10 protein-coding genes are annotated in these 16,900 nt (G+C 49.8%); 5 read left to right on the top strand and 5 right to left on the bottom strand.

The window, feature by feature from the left end; genetic code table 11:
• Window positions 1-317: 317 nt before the first annotated feature.
• A complete protein-coding gene (locus DCM90_RS06480; protein WP_109250510.1) occupies window positions 318-1,217 on the bottom strand; it encodes a hypothetical protein in 900 nt (299 codons plus the stop codon).
• Window positions 1,218-1,374: 157 nt separating this feature from the next.
• Here DCM90_RS06480 and DCM90_RS06475 point away from each other — a divergent pair, with 157 nt between their 5' ends.
• Both DCM90_RS06475 and DCM90_RS06470 read left to right on the top strand, forming a co-directional pair.
• Window positions 1,375-2,571, top strand: a complete 1,197-nt coding sequence (locus DCM90_RS06475; protein WP_109250509.1) for an acetyl-CoA C-acetyltransferase — start codon at window positions 1,375-1,377, stop codon at window positions 2,569-2,571.
• Between the two features lie 31 nt (window positions 2,572-2,602).
• Window positions 2,603-2,794, top strand: a complete 192-nt coding sequence (locus DCM90_RS06470) for a hypothetical protein (protein ID WP_109250508.1) — start codon at window positions 2,603-2,605, stop codon at window positions 2,792-2,794.
• Between the two features lie 111 nt (window positions 2,795-2,905).
• On the opposite strand, the gene addA is transcribed toward DCM90_RS06470, so the two are convergent.
• Entirely contained in the window at window positions 2,906-6,685 is a 3,780-nt protein-coding gene (gene addA, locus DCM90_RS06465; protein WP_109250507.1) for a helicase-exonuclease AddAB subunit AddA, read from the bottom strand.
• A complete protein-coding gene (locus tag DCM90_RS06460; protein ID WP_109250506.1) occupies window positions 6,672-10,277 on the bottom strand; it encodes a PD-(D/E)XK nuclease family protein in 3,606 nt (1,201 codons plus the stop codon). Before DCM90_RS06460 ends, addA begins: the two co-directional genes overlap by 14 nt.
• Before the next feature lie 238 nt (window positions 10,278-10,515).
• Here DCM90_RS06460 and DCM90_RS06455 point away from each other — a divergent pair, with 238 nt between their 5' ends.
• The 3 genes from DCM90_RS06455 (at window position 10,516) to DCM90_RS06445 (ending at window position 15,409) form a co-directional block, all read left to right on the top strand.
• On the top strand, window positions 10,516-11,904 hold the full coding sequence (locus DCM90_RS06455) for a sugar porter family MFS transporter (protein ID WP_109250505.1): 1,389 nt from the start codon (window positions 10,516-10,518) through the stop codon (window positions 11,902-11,904).
• A gap of 366 nt (window positions 11,905-12,270) precedes the next feature.
• On the top strand, window positions 12,271-13,761 hold the full coding sequence (locus DCM90_RS06450) for an MFS transporter (RefSeq protein ID WP_109250504.1): 1,491 nt from the start codon (window positions 12,271-12,273) through the stop codon (window positions 13,759-13,761).
• A 25-nt stretch (window positions 13,762-13,786) separates the two neighbouring features.
• Window positions 13,787-15,409, top strand: coding sequence for a glycoside hydrolase family 43 protein (locus DCM90_RS06445; protein WP_109250503.1), 1,623 nt, complete (start codon window positions 13,787-13,789; stop codon window positions 15,407-15,409).
• Window positions 15,410-15,774: 365 nt separating this feature from the next.
• Here DCM90_RS06445 and DCM90_RS06440 read toward each other — a convergent pair whose 3' ends face one another.
• Both DCM90_RS06440 and DCM90_RS06435 read right to left on the bottom strand, forming a co-directional pair.
• Window positions 15,775-16,131, bottom strand: a complete 357-nt coding sequence (locus tag DCM90_RS06440; RefSeq protein ID WP_109250502.1) for a hypothetical protein — start codon at window positions 16,129-16,131, stop codon at window positions 15,775-15,777.
• 94 nt (window positions 16,132-16,225) lie between these two features.
• Window positions 16,226-16,834, bottom strand: coding sequence for an NAD(P)H-binding protein (locus DCM90_RS06435; protein ID WP_109250501.1), 609 nt, complete (start codon window positions 16,832-16,834; stop codon window positions 16,226-16,228).
• Window positions 16,835-16,900: the final 66 nt, after the last annotated feature.

Raw genomic sequence — 16,900 nt, 5'->3', positions numbered from 1 at the left:
CGAAGCAACTTAATTAGTTTAGCATGTCTTTCAAATGATGTCAACAACAAATTTTGATTTATCAACGTTTGCGTTGAACGAACATTTCTTCGTGACAGCTTTATAACTATATCATCTAATCAACAACCTGTCAACAAGTTTTTTTACTTATTTGAATTGGTCTAGTTGATGTCTGTCGATGACAACGTGTTTAAATATACACGCGAATTACAAATCCGTCAACTACTTTTTCAAACTTTTTTTCATTTTTGTAAGAAGCCTTGTTAACCTGCGCTGCAGTTCTTAATCAGGCCCGTTTAAAAGCCGTTGGACCGCCGCTAACTCTTGCGGTCGGACCGAGATGGTTTCAACCCCTTTGTTAGGGATGAAAACAACTTGACCCCTTCCTTTGGATGTTCATGTAAATAATTGGTTGTAAATTCATCGACCGCTGTGGTATCCGTTGGGTCAATCCCCGCTTGCTGCATTAGTAACGCCAGTTTATGGAAGTAAGTCTCAAATTGCGGGTCGCTAAGGTGCACCAAATTATCGTGATTCAGTTTAACCCACGCCGTTAAATCCATCGCCGTTTGCTCAGAGAGTTGGTGGGTCGCTTTCAGTTGCTCCACCAGTACGGATAACGTCATGGGTAGCAACCGGAATAAGGCGGCGGTTCTTTCATCTGGACTTAACAATTGTGTAAACCGACCAAAGAAGATGGCCTCAAAGAGTTTCGGCGACCAATCTACCGGTTGTGTGCGGTACCCAATTAAGGCTAGGTCGCCAAACGCATCCAAAATCGTCACGACTCGCTGCTGGTCCTGATCAGATAAATTCTCAATCATCGGCACCTGGTCCAACAACTCTAACCAGCGATCAACCTTGGCTTCCTGTTGATCAATGGCTACATCCGGAGCGGGTTCTTCGCTTGCCGCCAGCATCGCCGTCCGGGTACGTTTCAGCACGGTCGCATAATCGTCCGCTTGCTCGGGTTTCCGCCAGGTGAAGTAGGCCGTCATAACGGGAACTACCGCCACGTAAAAGTGACGCGGTTCATCAGTGGTACGGGGAAACTCGTTCACCATTAGCGTTCCTACTTCACCTGACGTTAAGCGATCCCAGTTCAATCCGGCTCCTTCTGCCGCCGACCTAAATTGACTAACAATTGATTTAGCGTACCGCTGCTGGTTAGGTGTTAGTTCCCGCCAGTATTCCGATTGATTGAATTCAGCTGCCATGATGTGACCCCCTCGTTTTTCTGATACCTACTATAGAGGAAACTTGCGTAAAAGCAAAATTTCCTGACGTTTTTTAAGTTTTAACCATTTCGCTCCACAACCGGCTTAAAATAAGTTATGCTTAGGATTCGATAAAACGAAAAAGGAGACTTCCTGAATGTTAGATGAAGTTGTGATTGTGAGTGCGGTTCGGACCCCGATCGGAAAGTTAAACGGTGCATTGAGCTCCCTTTCCGCCGTCGAATTAGGCACCCGTGCCGCACAGGCCGCCCTTAAACGCGGTCACGTCGATCCCCAATCGGTGGATCAAGTCATTTTTGGGAACGTCTTACAAGCGGGATCAGGTCAAAACGTTGCCCGACAGATTGAACTAAACTCGGGAATTCCCGTAACGAGTACCGCCATGACCATTAATCAGGTCTGCGGATCCAGCATGAAGGCCATCCACCTGGGTCAAACTGCCATTCAGGTTGGGGATGCGGATGTCGTGCTAGTTGGGGGCACCGAAAGTATGTCACAGTCTCCCTACCTTGTCCCCGATATGCGCACTGGCCATAAGTTCGGTTCCCTTGAACTCACAGATAGTATGGAACACGATGGACTCACGGATGCGTTTAACCACTATCCGATGGGGATCACCGCTGAAAACGTTGCTGATCAATTTCACGTCTCCCGTGATCAGCAGGATCAATTTGCGCTAGCGTCCCATATGAAAGCCGCTGCGGCCCGTGAAAGCGGCCGCTTTACCGACGAAATCGTCCCCGTCACCGTTCAAACGCGGCAGGGACCCGTGATTGTGAGTACCGACGAGGCCATCCGTCCCGATACCAGTTTAGAAAAATTGGCGCGACTCTCGCCCTCCTTCAAACCGGATGGCACAGTCACCGCCGGTAACGCAGCGGGGATTAATGACGGGGCTGCCGCATTAATTCTAATGCGCCGCTCACTGGCTGATGCCCGCCATATTCCTTACCAGGCTGTTATTCGCGGCTACCAGGAAACGGGGATTGACCCCGCCATCATGGGTTATGCTCCCGTCCAGACCATTCCCGCCCTCCTGGCCCGGACCCAAACGGATCAAAAGGCAGTGGGCCGCTTCGAAGTCAACGAAGCCTTCGCCTCCCAGAGTGTTGCGATTGAACGTGACTTGGCCCTACCAACGGATAAACTAAACGTCAACGGGGGCGCCATTGCGCTAGGCCACCCAATTGGCATGACGGGGGCCCGGCTCATCGTCACGCTGCTCTACGACCTGATCCACGATAACGAAACAACCGGAGTTGCCGCGATGTGCGTTGGAGGCGGCATGGGAACGGCCATGCAGATTGAACGGACCCCAACAACCAGCGTATAATAACTTTAACTAACCGAAATGGGGTGGGAACGTGTCCGCTAACGCCGATGTCAAACTCAAACTAATTATCATGGCCACCGTGGGAATTCTCGTCTTAAGCACCATTGTGGCATTGCTTACCCGCCATGACCACCATCTTTTTACGCGGTTCACCACTGGACTGCTAGCCGTGATTGCCGCCATGATTTTTATTTTAATCTCGGCCGTCAACTTACCCGGTTAAAATTCAGCCCGCATCAAAAGGGGGTCATAGTGAGATCCGATCGATTTGATCGAATTTCGCTATGACCCCTTTTTTGACTTATGAATCAGCAAATTACACTTTGCCCGCGTCTTACAATCTGACTTTCTGCTTTGGAACGGCAACTAGCTGACCCGTCCGCAGCAGGTAAAGCCCCTGCTTGGTCACCGGCCGGTTTAAAATCTGTTCTAGGGCCGCCGCATAGAGGTTAACTTGGCCGCTATATCGTTCGACAATCTGGTCAACGGCGGCTTCCTGCTGAGTGACATCCACGTAGTCCGTCTTGTAATCGAACAGGATGACCTCGTCCTTCGTCACCAAATAACCGTCCATAATTCCGTGAATCAAAATTTCCGATGTGGCGTCGTCAAAATCAGCAAATAACGTCTTAGCGGGCATTAAGAGAGAAAACGGAACTTCCCGGTGAACGTCCTTGGGATGGGCCAACAGCTGCTGACCTAAGGAACTGTTAAAGAACGTTAAGATGCCGACTTCATCGATTCGATCTGCCACTTCAGCAGAAATCACCTGATCTGCTACTAACCGGGTAACCGTTTCATGCAGGGAATCAGCGGTCACTGGGACCGTCAAATCAACCGATTGAAGCACCAAGTGGGTGGCACTCCCGATTTCAGTCGCTAGTGGTTCCCGTACCGTCTGGAGGAATTGGGGTCGTTTAAAGTCGGTTTCAACGTACCGGTTACCCAGGTGGCCGTGGCTGCCGGGCTGGTAGTTTCCAAGTTCTAAATTATCCGGATCATCGAACAGCCGCTTCGCTTCCGATACGGATTGGTACGCCGTGGTGGCCGTGGCCACTTGGTGGCGATACTTAAAGTCCATGATCTGGTCAATCCGGTCGACGTCCACGGCCTCAAACTTAGCGGCCGCCGTTTTCTTAGTTAAGTCAGCTAACCAGTCTGCTCCCATATGGTCATCGTTAACCGCCTCTAACTCTAACTCCTGCTTGGTCTTAAATACCACACTAAAACTCGTCTGGTCTTCCGATAGTTCAGCCAACGAGTCCCCCACACCATCAAACTGGGCGCTAAACTCGGGGTGCCGGTAAAGGCTAAGGCCAATCCAGTCCAAGTAGTTCGCGTTTTTAGCCCGAATGGTGGCGTTAAGGACTAAGCCGTCGCTTTGGTCCGCATCCTGCCAAATGGACAGGGCCTCTTCCTGCGATTTATGGGTGCCCACAACGTAAATCTGTTGTTCCGCCCGCGTTAGTGCCACGTAGAGCTTCCGCATTTCCTCCGAAAGACTGGCAGTTTGGATGGCGTTCGTCACCATCTGCTTTTGCAACGTTGGGGCCTTCACCCGGGTTTGAGGGTTCAAATAGTCAATCCCAATGCCCTGCTTAGCCGTCATGACGTATTTCCCCCGCTGATCCTGCTGGTTAAACCGTTTGGACGCATCTATGAGAAAGACGACCGGAAATTCCAACCCCTTGCTTCCGTGAATGGTCATGACGGAAACGGCGTTCGTTGCTGATTGGGTCTCGGCCACGGCTAAATCTTTATCCCGGCCCTGCATTTTTTGAACAAATCGAACGAATTGGAATAGGCCCTTAAAGCTGCTTTGTTCGTACGCCTTCGCCCGATCGTACAGGGCGTGCAAATTAGCCTGCCGTTGTTCTCCCGCTGGCATCCCGCCGACATAGTCAAGGAAGCCCGTTTCCTGGTAAATCTTCCAAATCAAGGCCACTAACTCGTTTTGCTGTGCTACTTCCTTAAAGCCGTGCAGCTGCCCTAAGAACCGTTTCAATTTATGGTATAACGTCATCCAATCTACGGATGGCAGTTGGGCCTCAATGGTTAAATCGCCCTTGGGGTACTGGTCCATAAAGTCGAGAACCGCCTGGTAATAATTCCCCGTTTTATTCACGAGCCGGAGGGCGGCTAGTTCATTTTCGTCCAACCCCACGATGGGCGACCGCAAGACGGCCGTTAACGGAATGTCCTGGTAGGGATTATCGATGACGCTTAACAGCGCCATCATCGTTTGAATTTCCGTCGTCTTAAAGTAGCTTTGCGCATTATTCACGGCAACCGGAATGCCAAGTTTCTGAAAGAGATCGGTAATGGTCAGGTTATTCGCCTTGGTGGGCGTTAACAGCGTAATATCGCGGTATTCAATCAGCCGTTTCTCATTCAACTGACGGTCGTAAATTAGAGTTTGATCGGCAATCAGCTGCTGAATTTGACGGGCGGCCATCACAATTTCACCCTTTACCTTATTATCAATCAATCCCGTTTCACTTACCGGTTCCCCATCGGGTTGGGAATCCGGGTCATCTTCGGACTCATAGACCAGGAGTTTAGCAACGGGGGGCAGGTCGTCCGGATAGTAAGTGGCCCCAAAAACCAGTTCGTTATCCCCGGAGTAGTCGACTTCCCCTAGGTCCCGGTTCATCAGCTGCGTAAAGACAAGGTTGGTAAACTGGTCAACGTTTCGCATCGACCGAAAGTTATCGGGCAGTGTCACTAGTTCGTTATGAGTTGTCCCATCCCCGTACCGTTCGTACTTGGAAACGAATAGCGTCGGATCCGCTTGCCGAAACCGGTAGATCGACTGCTTAACGTCGCCCACCATAAAAAGGTTTCCCGGGTCCGGCTGACTAATGCTCGTCAAAATAGCTTCCTGAAGCGCATTCGTATCCTGGTACTCGTCCACCATAATTTCAGCGTAGTGCTGAGTCAGCAGCTGCCGAACCTGACTGGATTCATCGCTGGTGCCGCTCACAATGGCGAGGGCATCGTGCTCTAAATCAGAAAAGTCCAGCACGTGCCGTCGCTGCTTTTCCGCCCGGTAGGCCTGAATGTACTGGGAGACAACCTCCGCTAACTTGGCCACTAATCCGTGAGCATGGGTCATCAGATCAACCGTGTCGCCCTCATTAAACTGAAAGTATTGGTCCCCCAGTTTATTCAAGGCATCCTTAGCCGTATCCCGGTAAGTCTTAACCCGGACCTCTGCTTCGTAGGCCTCATCCTTTTTGCGACTCGTGGGGATCTTCCCCCAGTCAAACGTGGTCACCCGGTCGCGCAGGTCATTCCAACTCAGGTCCCCCAACGATTCCCTTAACTCAACTAGTTGGCTGGTCATGGCATTGAGATAGTCAACCCGGGTATCCAAACCTGCCGTAGCAGCCGTTTGGTAGCCACTCGTCAAGTCATGAATCATCTGATCCAGCTGGGCTTGTAAAACGGGTAGGACTTCCGCCTGGTAAAAGGTGGAGGTGGTTAATGACTTACCGTCTAATTCATAGCGCTTGGGCAAATCCGCTAGCCACTGGGCGGGCGCTGGGTTAGCGTTAGCAAAATCATAAACTTGTAAAACTAAGTTCGCTAATCCCTGGTCGCTGCGATCATCCGAAAAATTAGCAGTGAGCGCACTAAAGGTGCCATCTTGGTCTTTGGTATATAGCTGCTCCCTTAAGTCATTCCAAACCTCATCCTGAAGCAGTGCCTGTTCCGTTTCATCACCAAGCAGCCGGAAAACGGGATCCCGGTTGATGACGTAGTAGTAGCGGCTAATCAACCGCTGACAAAAGGAATCGAGGGTACTAATATCGGCTACGGGAAGTAGGTTCAACTGCTGCAGCAGGAATTGTTGCCGCTCTGGCTCTCCTTCCGCGTCCGCTAATTCCTTTCTGAGCGCCTGCTGAATGCGATCGCGCATTTCCTTTGCCGCAGCCCGGGTAAACGTCACGATCAATAACTGATCGATGGACGTGCCCGCCTTAATCTTTTCAATCACCCGCTGAACTAAAACCCGAGTCTTACCGGACCCAGCGGATGCGGAAACTAACAGGTTATGGCCGGAATGGTGAATCGCCTTATCCTGATTTTCCGTAAAACTAAATTTCGCCATGCTGATCCTCCTGTTCTTCCCGTAGTCGATCTAAGATGTCCTGTTTCTTCATCCGGTTCAAATCCCGGTAGTTATTTTCGGGAAGCATCGGATCAAACTGCATAATGCTTTTGTACGGTGAAAACGGCATCGCTAGATCGACCCCGCCAAACCGTAGCGGCGTTAAATCGATCCGACCGTTAAAAATAGCGGCGGCCGCTTCCTTAATTCGCCGTTCCGTATTGTGAATCAGCAGGTCTAATTCTTCGGGGGTGACTAAGACGTCCTTCATGGAATAGGATCCGTCCTTCTTCTTTTGAACCCCCTTATACAACTTCGAGTACCCCGTCCTATCGTTAGCAAAGGCATCGTCAATTTCGTCCAGAAATTCGGGATCGTTCAACAGTAACCCATTATACTGATCGTTCTTTAGTAGGGCCGTTGCAAAGTCATCCTTCTGCAAATCGGTGGGTTTTAGCACGGGGTTTTTTAGGTGTAAATACACGGCTCCGGCCAATTGAACGTCTCCGTTACTATCCCCCGCTAACTCGGCCAGGTTTTGCCGAACGGCGTCTAGGTACGTAATCATTTGCATGGCCGCCCCATAGTAGGCGAGGCCAAAGTCAAACTTATGGTCGCTTGATTTATAGTCCACAATCCCCAGATAGGTCTTATCGTCTAATCGGAGAGCATCAATCCGGTCAATCTTCCCGCGGACCCGAACTTCCCGGTCTTGTGGCAGCTTAAAGTCCAGGGAGGCTAGCCCCTGCTTGGCCCCTATCTGACCAAACATCACTTCCGTCTGCTGGGATCGCATCCGGGTATGCTGGCTTTGCTTATGAAGGATACCCGCCATCTGCTTAATGGTTTGAATCAGCTGATCCCGGATATACCCCATCCGGTTCGAACTCTCCAAAATGGTAAATTGGGGGTTTTCTTCGGTGTCTAACGTTTTTGAAACGACTTCATCCACTAGTTCGTTTGTTTGCTGTTCATCTAAATCCGCGAGGTTCACCCGTTGTTCGTGGATCAGCTTTAACAGTTGGTCCATCACGGCGTGAAAGAATTCCCCGATATTCGCCGGCGACATTTCAAAAACGTCCCGTTCCTGAAGTTTTAAACCGTACTTTAAGAAGTAGGCGTACGGATTCCGGTAGTACTCCTCTAGTTTGGAAATTGACGTGTTAATTGTCGATCCATAGAGGGAGGCCACCACGTCCTGGTTTAGGGTCTGAGGGACGTTTTGATACGATAAACTCCCCAGCAGCGTTTGAGTTAAGGGCGCTAAATCAATGTTTTTACGGAGCTTATGGTTAACGTACACCCAGCTGGCAGCCAGGGGCAGCTGATCTTGATCACTTCGATGGCTAGCCTGAACGAGATGCCGCAGCGTTGCCCTGGGGGTCCCCACGTAACTTAACATCTGCTCGCTGTCAGGGGCTGGATTGGCCGGACAATGCTGGGGTTTCAAGTTAAAGTACTTTTGAATCCGGGCAACGTACGGGGATAGCCGGGCATCGGCGTCATCCCCCGTGCTTAACGGATACGTAAAAATCAACTGCTCGCTAGAGGCCAAAAACGCCAAGTAGTTAAGGTAGGGTTCACCCGCTAGCTGCGTTGCCGCATCATCCGGCAGGTAATGGTCTGGTTCGTCAGCTTCGACCGTTTCATCCAGTTGATTCATCATGACGGTCTTGTCTAAGTCGGACAGTAAACCCTCGCTGACGTTGCTGTCCGGCATCGTGTTATCCGTGGAACCAATCATAAAGGTGATTTTTCGGTTGCCAGCCTGGGTAATCCCGCTTTCAGAGATTAAAACTTGGTCTAACGTGGACGGAATTTGGGAGAACGACGCCCCCTCAAATCCCGCCTGCATCAGCGCCTGAAAGTCCGCTAGGTCAAACGGTTCATCCCCTAAGATTGCCACAAATTCATCCAGCATGTCGCAGAATGTCGCCCACGTCTGTTCAGGCTGACCGGCCCGAACTAAGTCGCCCGTTTCTAAGGCCTCATTTCGCCAGCCCTGCAGTTGGTCGACCACTCCATGCTGGTCTAAAAATTGGTACAAAATGGTGAGGGCCTCCCGGTACGTCGTTGCTCGGTTCAGCCGTTTGAAAAACGGAGGAAAGGTTTGTTTGACAAAGTGACGAATGACGTTGATTTTCGCCGTTAACTCTTGATTTCGGGTGGTTTCGATCCCATCGTCACCCTCGGTAAACCAGGCGTACTGCCAGTCCTGATCCTGGGTCCATTTTTGTTCACCCTCGTACCCGTTTTTTAGTACGAGGTTCTCGGCTAACGCTAAATCTTGGCGGTAAGTCGGGATATCTAAGGGATGATTCTGATCGTTAACGGGCAACATTAATTCCGTTTTCAGTACCCGCATCACGTCACCATAACGGTAATGCCGCCGATCCATGTCAAACAGGGCGTTGATCAGTTCCACGAAGGGATGGTCCGCCATGGCCACGTCCGCATCATCAAAGTACGGAATCTGCTGCATGCGGAAGATGGGATCAATCACCGTTTGGTACGGGGCTAAATGCCGCGTCAACACAAGAAAGTCCTGGTACCGGTAGTTCCCGGTGGCCACCATCTGCCGAATCCTGGTCGCCACCTGAGCCACTTCAACGTACCGATTATCAGCCGCTAAAATTTGAACGGTTGCTGAATTCTCTAACTGGGGTGCCGTTATGGGCGTCATATTTGTTGACTCCTGCCAGTACCGATCGAGGGTAACTAAGTCCGCACATACCCGCGGATGTTTAGCATACCGGTCTAATAAGATTTTGACGTGGGCGGCCCGGGCGCTAACGTATAGTTGGTGGTACAGTTTGCCAGATTGATAGAACAAATTCTGTTTTTCTGGTCGTGCTGAAACGTACGGTTTGTCTAACGTTAACGCCACGGAAACGGAGGCTGACTGCTGCACCAGCATGTCCACCAACTGCCGTTCCTGAGCGGTCATTTGTGAAAGTCCTTCAATATAAAAGTGCGCGTGACTGAGATCTTCCGTGATCAGGAATCGCGTAAGCTGATTTAGGATATCAGCGTTATCAATAAATTGACCCGTCGTCGCCTCTTCAAAGGCTTGATAAATAATGAGTAAATCGTGCAGCTTGCCTTGGAGTGCCGCGGGATTGTCGTCGTCCATCCCGTTCACCACGTCCACTAGGTCGGCCGCGGTAATCCGCCCCACCTTTAACTGACCGAGCTGCTGAGTTAACTGGGTTAAAAATCCGGGCCGCTCGACTTCACCCCGGAAAACGGTCAATTCGGCTTGGTGCGCCTTAATAATTTGATACAACAGCATGTTCGTCCCAGCCGTTGATAGTCGCGGGACCTGGTAGACCGGTTCGTTCTTCATAAAGTACCAGGCCAACCGACTCATTGAGAAAACCTGAACCTGAGTTTGAGCAAATAGGGCCTGATCAGGGGCCAATTGGTGTTTGAGCTGCGATAGAATCGCCACCTCTGATTCAAACTTAATGTGGTTGGGCACCAAGTAATAAAACTGGTCATTGGGATGTTCCGTTAGTTCCGTTGCTAATTCATCCACTAACACCGAGCGATGATCCAGACTGGCCGCCCCTAACACAAATTCCAAACTCATGCTGTTTCCTCCAAACGTCTTTTGATGTTCCCTATTTTAACATATCCCACTATAAATCCGAATGTCTGTTCGATATTAATTATTTCCGGTTTCGACTTTTTGTCGAGAGTGTCTAGTCCTTTTAGAAAGCGGTTGCAATATCATTTATTTAGAGCTATACTTTCTTCGTCTCAAGTTGGTTGGTTTTAAGAACCAACCAATAAACCCTATTCCCCATTTTAAAAGGAGCGTGAAACACATGCATAAAGTCTCAACAGGGTTCGTCTATTTCTTTGGCGCACTCGGCGGGTTACTATTTGGATACGACACCGGGGTAATCTCCGGGGCAATCCTCTTCATTCAAAAGCAGCTGAACCTCGGATCGTGGCAGCAGGGATGGGTTGTCAGTGCCGTCTTACTGGGCGCCATGTTAGGGGCCGCTATCATCGGCCCAATGTCCGATCGTTACGGTCGGCGGAAGCTAGTCCTACTCTCCGCCATTATCTTCTTCGTCGGCGCGTTAGGTTCCGCCTTCTCCCCAGAATTTTGGTCCCTGATTATTTCTCGGATTATCCTGGGAATGGGCGTGGGTGCCGCATCCGCTTTAATCCCCACCTACCTCGCAGAGTTAGCTCCCGCCGACAAACGGGGCACGGTTTCCAGTCTGTTCCAGCTGATGGTCATGACTGGGATTCTCTTAGCTTACATAACCAACTACAGCTTTTCCGGTATTTATACCGGTTGGCGTTGGATGCTCGGGTTCGCTGCCCTCCCCGCCGCCATCCTTTTCTTTGGCGGCCTGCTGCTTCCTGAAAGTCCCCGCTTCCTCGTCAAACAGGGAAAGGTCGCTGAAGCCGAAGGGGTCATCATGCAGATGAACCATAACGATGCCGTGGCTTCAAACGCCGAGCTAAACCAAATCGAAGCCCAGGCTAAGCTGCAAAGCGGCGGATGGACCGAACTATTTAGCAAGATGGTTCACCCCGCTTTACTGATTGGGGTCGGTCTCGCCGTCTTCCAGCAAATCATGGGCTGTAATACGGTACTTTACTACGCCCCAACCATCTTTACGGACGTCGGTTTCGGAGTTTCAGCCGCGTTAATCGCCCACATTGGGATTGGGATCTTCAACGTGATTGTCACGGCCGTTGCAGTAGCCATTATGGATAAAATTGACCGGAAAAAGATGCTCATTGGGGGTGCTATTGGCATGGGAATCTCCCTGTTTATCATGAGTTTTGCCATGCACTTTTCTAAGGGATCTACGACGGCGGCCGTTATCTGTGTGCTCGCCTTAACCATTTACATTGCTTTCTTCTCGGCCACTTGGGGCCCCGTTATGTGGGTAATGATTGGGGAAGTCTTCCCGTTAAACATTCGGGGACTTGGCAATTCCTTCAGCAGCATCATTAACTGGGGCGCCAACATGATCGTTTCGTTAACCTTCCCACCCCTACTCAACTTCTTTGGTACGGGCAGCCTCTTTATCGGCTATGGCATTATCTGTTTCGTGGCCATTTGGTTCGTTCACTCTAATGTGTTTGAAACCCGGGGCCGGTCACTCGAAGAAATTGAAATGACCCTGAGAAACCGGGCCGGAGTTGAAAAAGACGTTGAGATAACCGATGTCACCCACTCCGCTCACTAATGAAATTTATCCAAATTTAAAACTCTGTCTGCTTTTTCTCTTCATCCTGAAGAAGCAGTCGGAGTTTTTTATTTACCGGCAAACGGCGAGTTTACCAACACTTTGCCGGATGTGTAGGGATTATTTTAGAAATCGGTTTCAATGAGTTTTCGGTAAATTCCCGTAAATGACTATTTTTCATTTGTGAATCCGGTTTCAAAGTTAAATTAAATGTGTTATCCTCTTTGTAGTTAGTTTGTTGCCAAAACCAACTTAACAAGCTGCTAGGTTTTAGCATCAGCCACCGTCATTCATGTGCGCACATTTTGACCGTTTTTCATGGTACACCGCTTCACCTTCGTCACAAATAGAAAGGAAGTTTATTGAATGGCAGATACCACAATTCAGACCCCAAAGGAAACCAAACCGTCAAACGAGTTTGCCAAACTGACGCTGTTTGAAAAAATTTCTTATGGTGCCGGTGACCTGGCCCAAAACTTGATCTTCGGGACCGTTGGCTCCATGTTGCTCTTCTACTTAACAACCGTCGACGGCATTTCGGCTGCTGCCGGGGCTACCATCTTCTTAGTGGTTCGGTGGGTTAACGTCTTTTGGGATCCCTTCGTCGGGGCCTTCGTGGATAAACGAAACCCCAAGGCGGGGAAATACCGCCCCTACCTGCTCTGGTTTGGAATTCCCCTTACCGTATTAACGGCGCTCCTCTTTCTCCCCATTCCGGCCGTCCATGGCAGTATCATCTACGCCTTCTGTTCATACTTAGCGACCGCGATGGTTTACTCCCTCGTCAACATTCCCTACGGTTCGTTAAACGCTTCTCTCACCCGGGATACGGACGAAATCTCTAGTATCACCACCATCCGGATGACCGAAGCCAACGTCGGAAACTTAATGGTTTACACGTTTTTGCCCTTATTCGTTCAAATGGCATCCCCAGATAAAATCAATAAGGATATTGGGATGTTCGGGATCCACTTAAACCTCGGAAATTATGCATCCCGGGCTGCCGGCCCCGCCTACTTCAAGGTCATGATGATTTACATGGTTATTGGGTTTGGCCTCCTCATGCTCACCTACTTCGGGGTTAAGGAACGGGTCGTTGCCACCAAAGCCGAGACCGAAAACGTCAAGTATTCCGATTTAATTACGGAGTTCAAACGGAATAAACCGCTCCGGGTACTTGGCGGATTCTTCCTCATTGGGTTTACCTTTATGTTCTTTGGCAACACCGTGTGGCCCTTCTTTATGCAGTACAACGTCGGCCATTCCGAGTGGATGGCTTCAATCGGCCTCATTGGTTCCATTCCCGGCATTTTCCTGGTCTTCCTCTGGCCTAAGGTTAAAAAGGTCATTGGGAAGAAAGGATTCTTCTACTTATTCCTCGGCCTCTTCATCGTCGGAAGTCTCCTCCTGTGGATCTGGGGTTTCCCTCAATTCAAGAACCACATTGCCCTAGGTTACGCCGGTCGGTTCATCCAACAGTGGGGAATTACCTCCGCTACGGGCTACATGTGGTCCATGGTTCCCGAGGTTGTCACATACGGTGAATATACTTCCCATAAACGGTCAGCCGCCTTAATTAACTCCCTGATGGGACTCTTTTTTAAGATCGGGCTTGCCTTAGGTGGTATCATCCCCGGATATGTGAACGCTTTCGTCGGATTCAACGGAAACAAGCCGACTCAGACTGCAACTGCCCTTTCTGGAATCACGTGGTCCATGATTTGGATTCCGATTATTCTCGCCTTCGTCGCCATGTGGATTATGAGCAAGTACCCCCTGACCGATGCCGACGTTGACAAGATGAACCATGAATTAGCTGACCAACGGAAGGCCGAACTGACCAAACAAAACGCCTAACTTTGAAAACGAAAGGATGATTCCCATGAAAATTCAAAATCCGGTACTCCCCGGCTTTAACCCCGATCCCAGTATGATTCGGGTTGGTGATACCTACTACATTGCTAACTCCACGTTTGAATGGTTTCCCGGTGTTCGCCTCCATGAATCCAAGGATATGGTGCACTGGAACGAACTACCCTCACCGTTAGCCAGCGTGACCATGCTTGATATGGCGGGTAATCCCGCATCGGGTGGCATCTGGGCTCCCGACCTCTCTTACGCTGATGGTAAATTTTGGTTAGTCTTTACCGACGTCAAGGTGACTGAGGGACCCTTCAAGGATATGCATAACTACGTCACCACGGCGACTGACATTCGGGGCCCGTGGACGAAACCAACCCTCTTAAACGGCGTTGGCTTTGATGAATCCCTCTTTCACGATGACGATGGCCGTAAGTACCTCGTGCAGCAAACTTGGGACCACCGGGAATACAAACAGCCGTTTAACGGCATTACCCTGACCGAAATTGATCCAGAAACTTTACGGGTGAAACCTGAAACGGCACGAACAATTTACCGGGGCACGGACGTTAAGTTAGTGGAAGGTCCCCACCTTTATAAAATTAAGGGGCAGTACTATCTATTTGCCGCTCAGGGAGGGACCGTTTGGACCCACCAAGAAGTGGTGGCCCGTTCAGCTAGCTTAACTGCCGAGTCCTTTGTTACCGAACCTGGTGAACCTTTTATTACCAACTTTGATACCCCCGACTCCTACCTTCAAAAACAAGGGCACGGCGCTCTAGTTAGCACCCCCGGCGGCGAATGGTACTATGCTTCCCTGACTGGTCGTCCGTGGCATCACGATACCGAATCCGTCTGGGATCCCCGCGGCTGGTGCACTCTGGGCCGGGAAACGGCCATCCAAAAGGTTGAATGGGATGCCGAGGGCTGGCCTCGAATTGTCGGCGGGCACGGCGGGCAAACGTTTGTTGAGGCCCCTAAGGACGCTATTCACACGGATGCCCCGGATAATCATTCCTACCACGATAACTTTACGGGTGATCTGGATACCACTCAGTGGAACACCCTGCGAATTCCGTTTACTTCTCATATGGGCCGCACTGGTGACGGTAAACTCACGCTGGTGGGCCACGAATCCTTTGCCAGCAACTTCGACGTATCCCTCGTTGGCTTACGCTGGCAAGCCTTCAACTTTGACGCCCAAGTCAAGGTTGAATTTGACCCCTACTCCTACCAGCAAATGGCCGGCTTAACGAATTTCTATAATGACAAACACTATTCTTGGGTCTTCATTACCTGGGATGAAGAACGAGGTCATGTGATTGAAGTGGCCCAAAACGACAATAACCAGTACACCTCCTTCCTTAAGGACGCCGCCATTCAAATCCCAGCGGGCACCCAATCCGTTTGGTTTAAGACAAAGGTTCGGACGTCAAGCTACTCCTACGCCTACTCGTTGGACGGCAAAACCTGGCAGGATATTCCAGTTGAACTGGACGCTGCGGTTGTCTCCGACGACTACGTCTTACAAACCTATGGCGGCTTCTTCACCGGAGCCTTCGTTGGCCTAGCAGCCGTTGACTACGCCGGGTATAACCGAGAAGCCAACTTCTATAACTTTGACTATGCGGAGTTGGCGGACTAACAGGTTGTGGAACCGCTCGGTAGATCTTGAGGAATAACTGAGGTATTGAAAAACGCTGGGCTTTAGCATTATTCAATACCTTGGTTATCCGCAGAGATCTGAGCGGTGGAACTCAACTAAAAAAGTGTGGAAAGCCTCGGTAACTCTCGAGGCTTAACGTAAGAAGCAAAAAATACTGGGTTTTAGTATTATTTGTTTCTTGGGTTAACCGGAAAGAGTTGAGGCTTGCAACCCGATTAAAAGGACGTGGAGCATTTCGATTAACTCTCAAGGCTTAACGTAAAAAGCCATAAAAACCTCCGGCTAAACCTGATCTGCTTAATCAGGTTTAGCCGGGGGTTTTAGTTGTTCCATAATCAGCTAACTTAATAGCTTGCGGGCCCGTTAGCCGGTAATTTATTTTCAACGAGAACCGCATTCATACAGTCCTCTAAATCCCGACCCACTTGGGCTTGTTCTCCGTTGGTAGCTGCCATATTTTCGGCAACTGCCCACCGTGCGAGGGCGTCCGTAATGGGAACAATATCGCGCTCAATAACGAGTTCCATCTCATCATGATCCCGACGAATCATTTCATAACTGCTATGATCCGTAATTAGGCGCTGAATTCGACCCGTTTTTTTCTCAATCGTTTTAAAAATGACGAAGTGGGATTGCTGATTTGCTTCGCTCATTTGTTGCTTAATCATTTCAAGTTGTGCGGCAGTGACGTTAATTGACATGTATTTTCACCTCTACACGCTTAATTTTACCAGATTTTGGTCTAAAAGACAGACACATTGTCCCATTAAGTTCACATTTCGTTTTTTGACTGGACTACGCCTGAATAACTCCCAGTGATTGATAATCATAACCTCCACCTAACAAGATTTGAGTGGCAAGGGTGGCAATTGTTTCACGTGAAACTGGGGTTGGTTGAACGGGAGTACCCTCAGAAATTAGCCGGGGACGTTCGGCTGGTCCATCTACTAGTTCACCGGCACGTAATAGAGTGTAAGGAAATTCTGCCTCATCAATTACCTTGGCCGCAAATCGCTGCTCGTTTAGGTAGCCTGAAACGTCTAAAATTCCCGGATAGGCCATGGGGGAAGTAAGTTCCTGATCAACCCCAAGCGTCGTGAGCATGACGGTTCGGGTAAGGGCCTGCCGACGAATCCTTAGCTCATCAAAGACGGCTTCCAGGGCTAGATCGACTCCCGATCCCTCTAACCCGGAATACAAGTAACCAACACCATCTAAAACTCGTTCATAGGACTCCGGCTGCGTTAAATCACCCTGAAAAATAGTAATTTGGTCGGGAAGATTATCAGGAACCCCGTTGGATTCAGCCACCATTAAGTGCACCTTAACTGTGGATGATGACGCTAACTGTTTGGCAACCATTAACGCCGTTTGATCCTGACCTAAAACTAAAATCGTTGTCATCAAGCAATCTCCTCATTTTCATTTCTTCCTAAAATATAACCCGGTTAATCCCCGGATGCAAACCCC

The organism is Levilactobacillus bambusae, from assembly GCF_003124125.1.
In the GTDB taxonomy this organism is placed as follows: domain Bacteria; phylum Bacillota; class Bacilli; order Lactobacillales; family Lactobacillaceae; genus Levilactobacillus; species Levilactobacillus bambusae.
The sequence above is the reverse complement of the archived record's forward strand: the minus strand, read 5'-3'. Positions and strand labels throughout refer to the sequence as shown.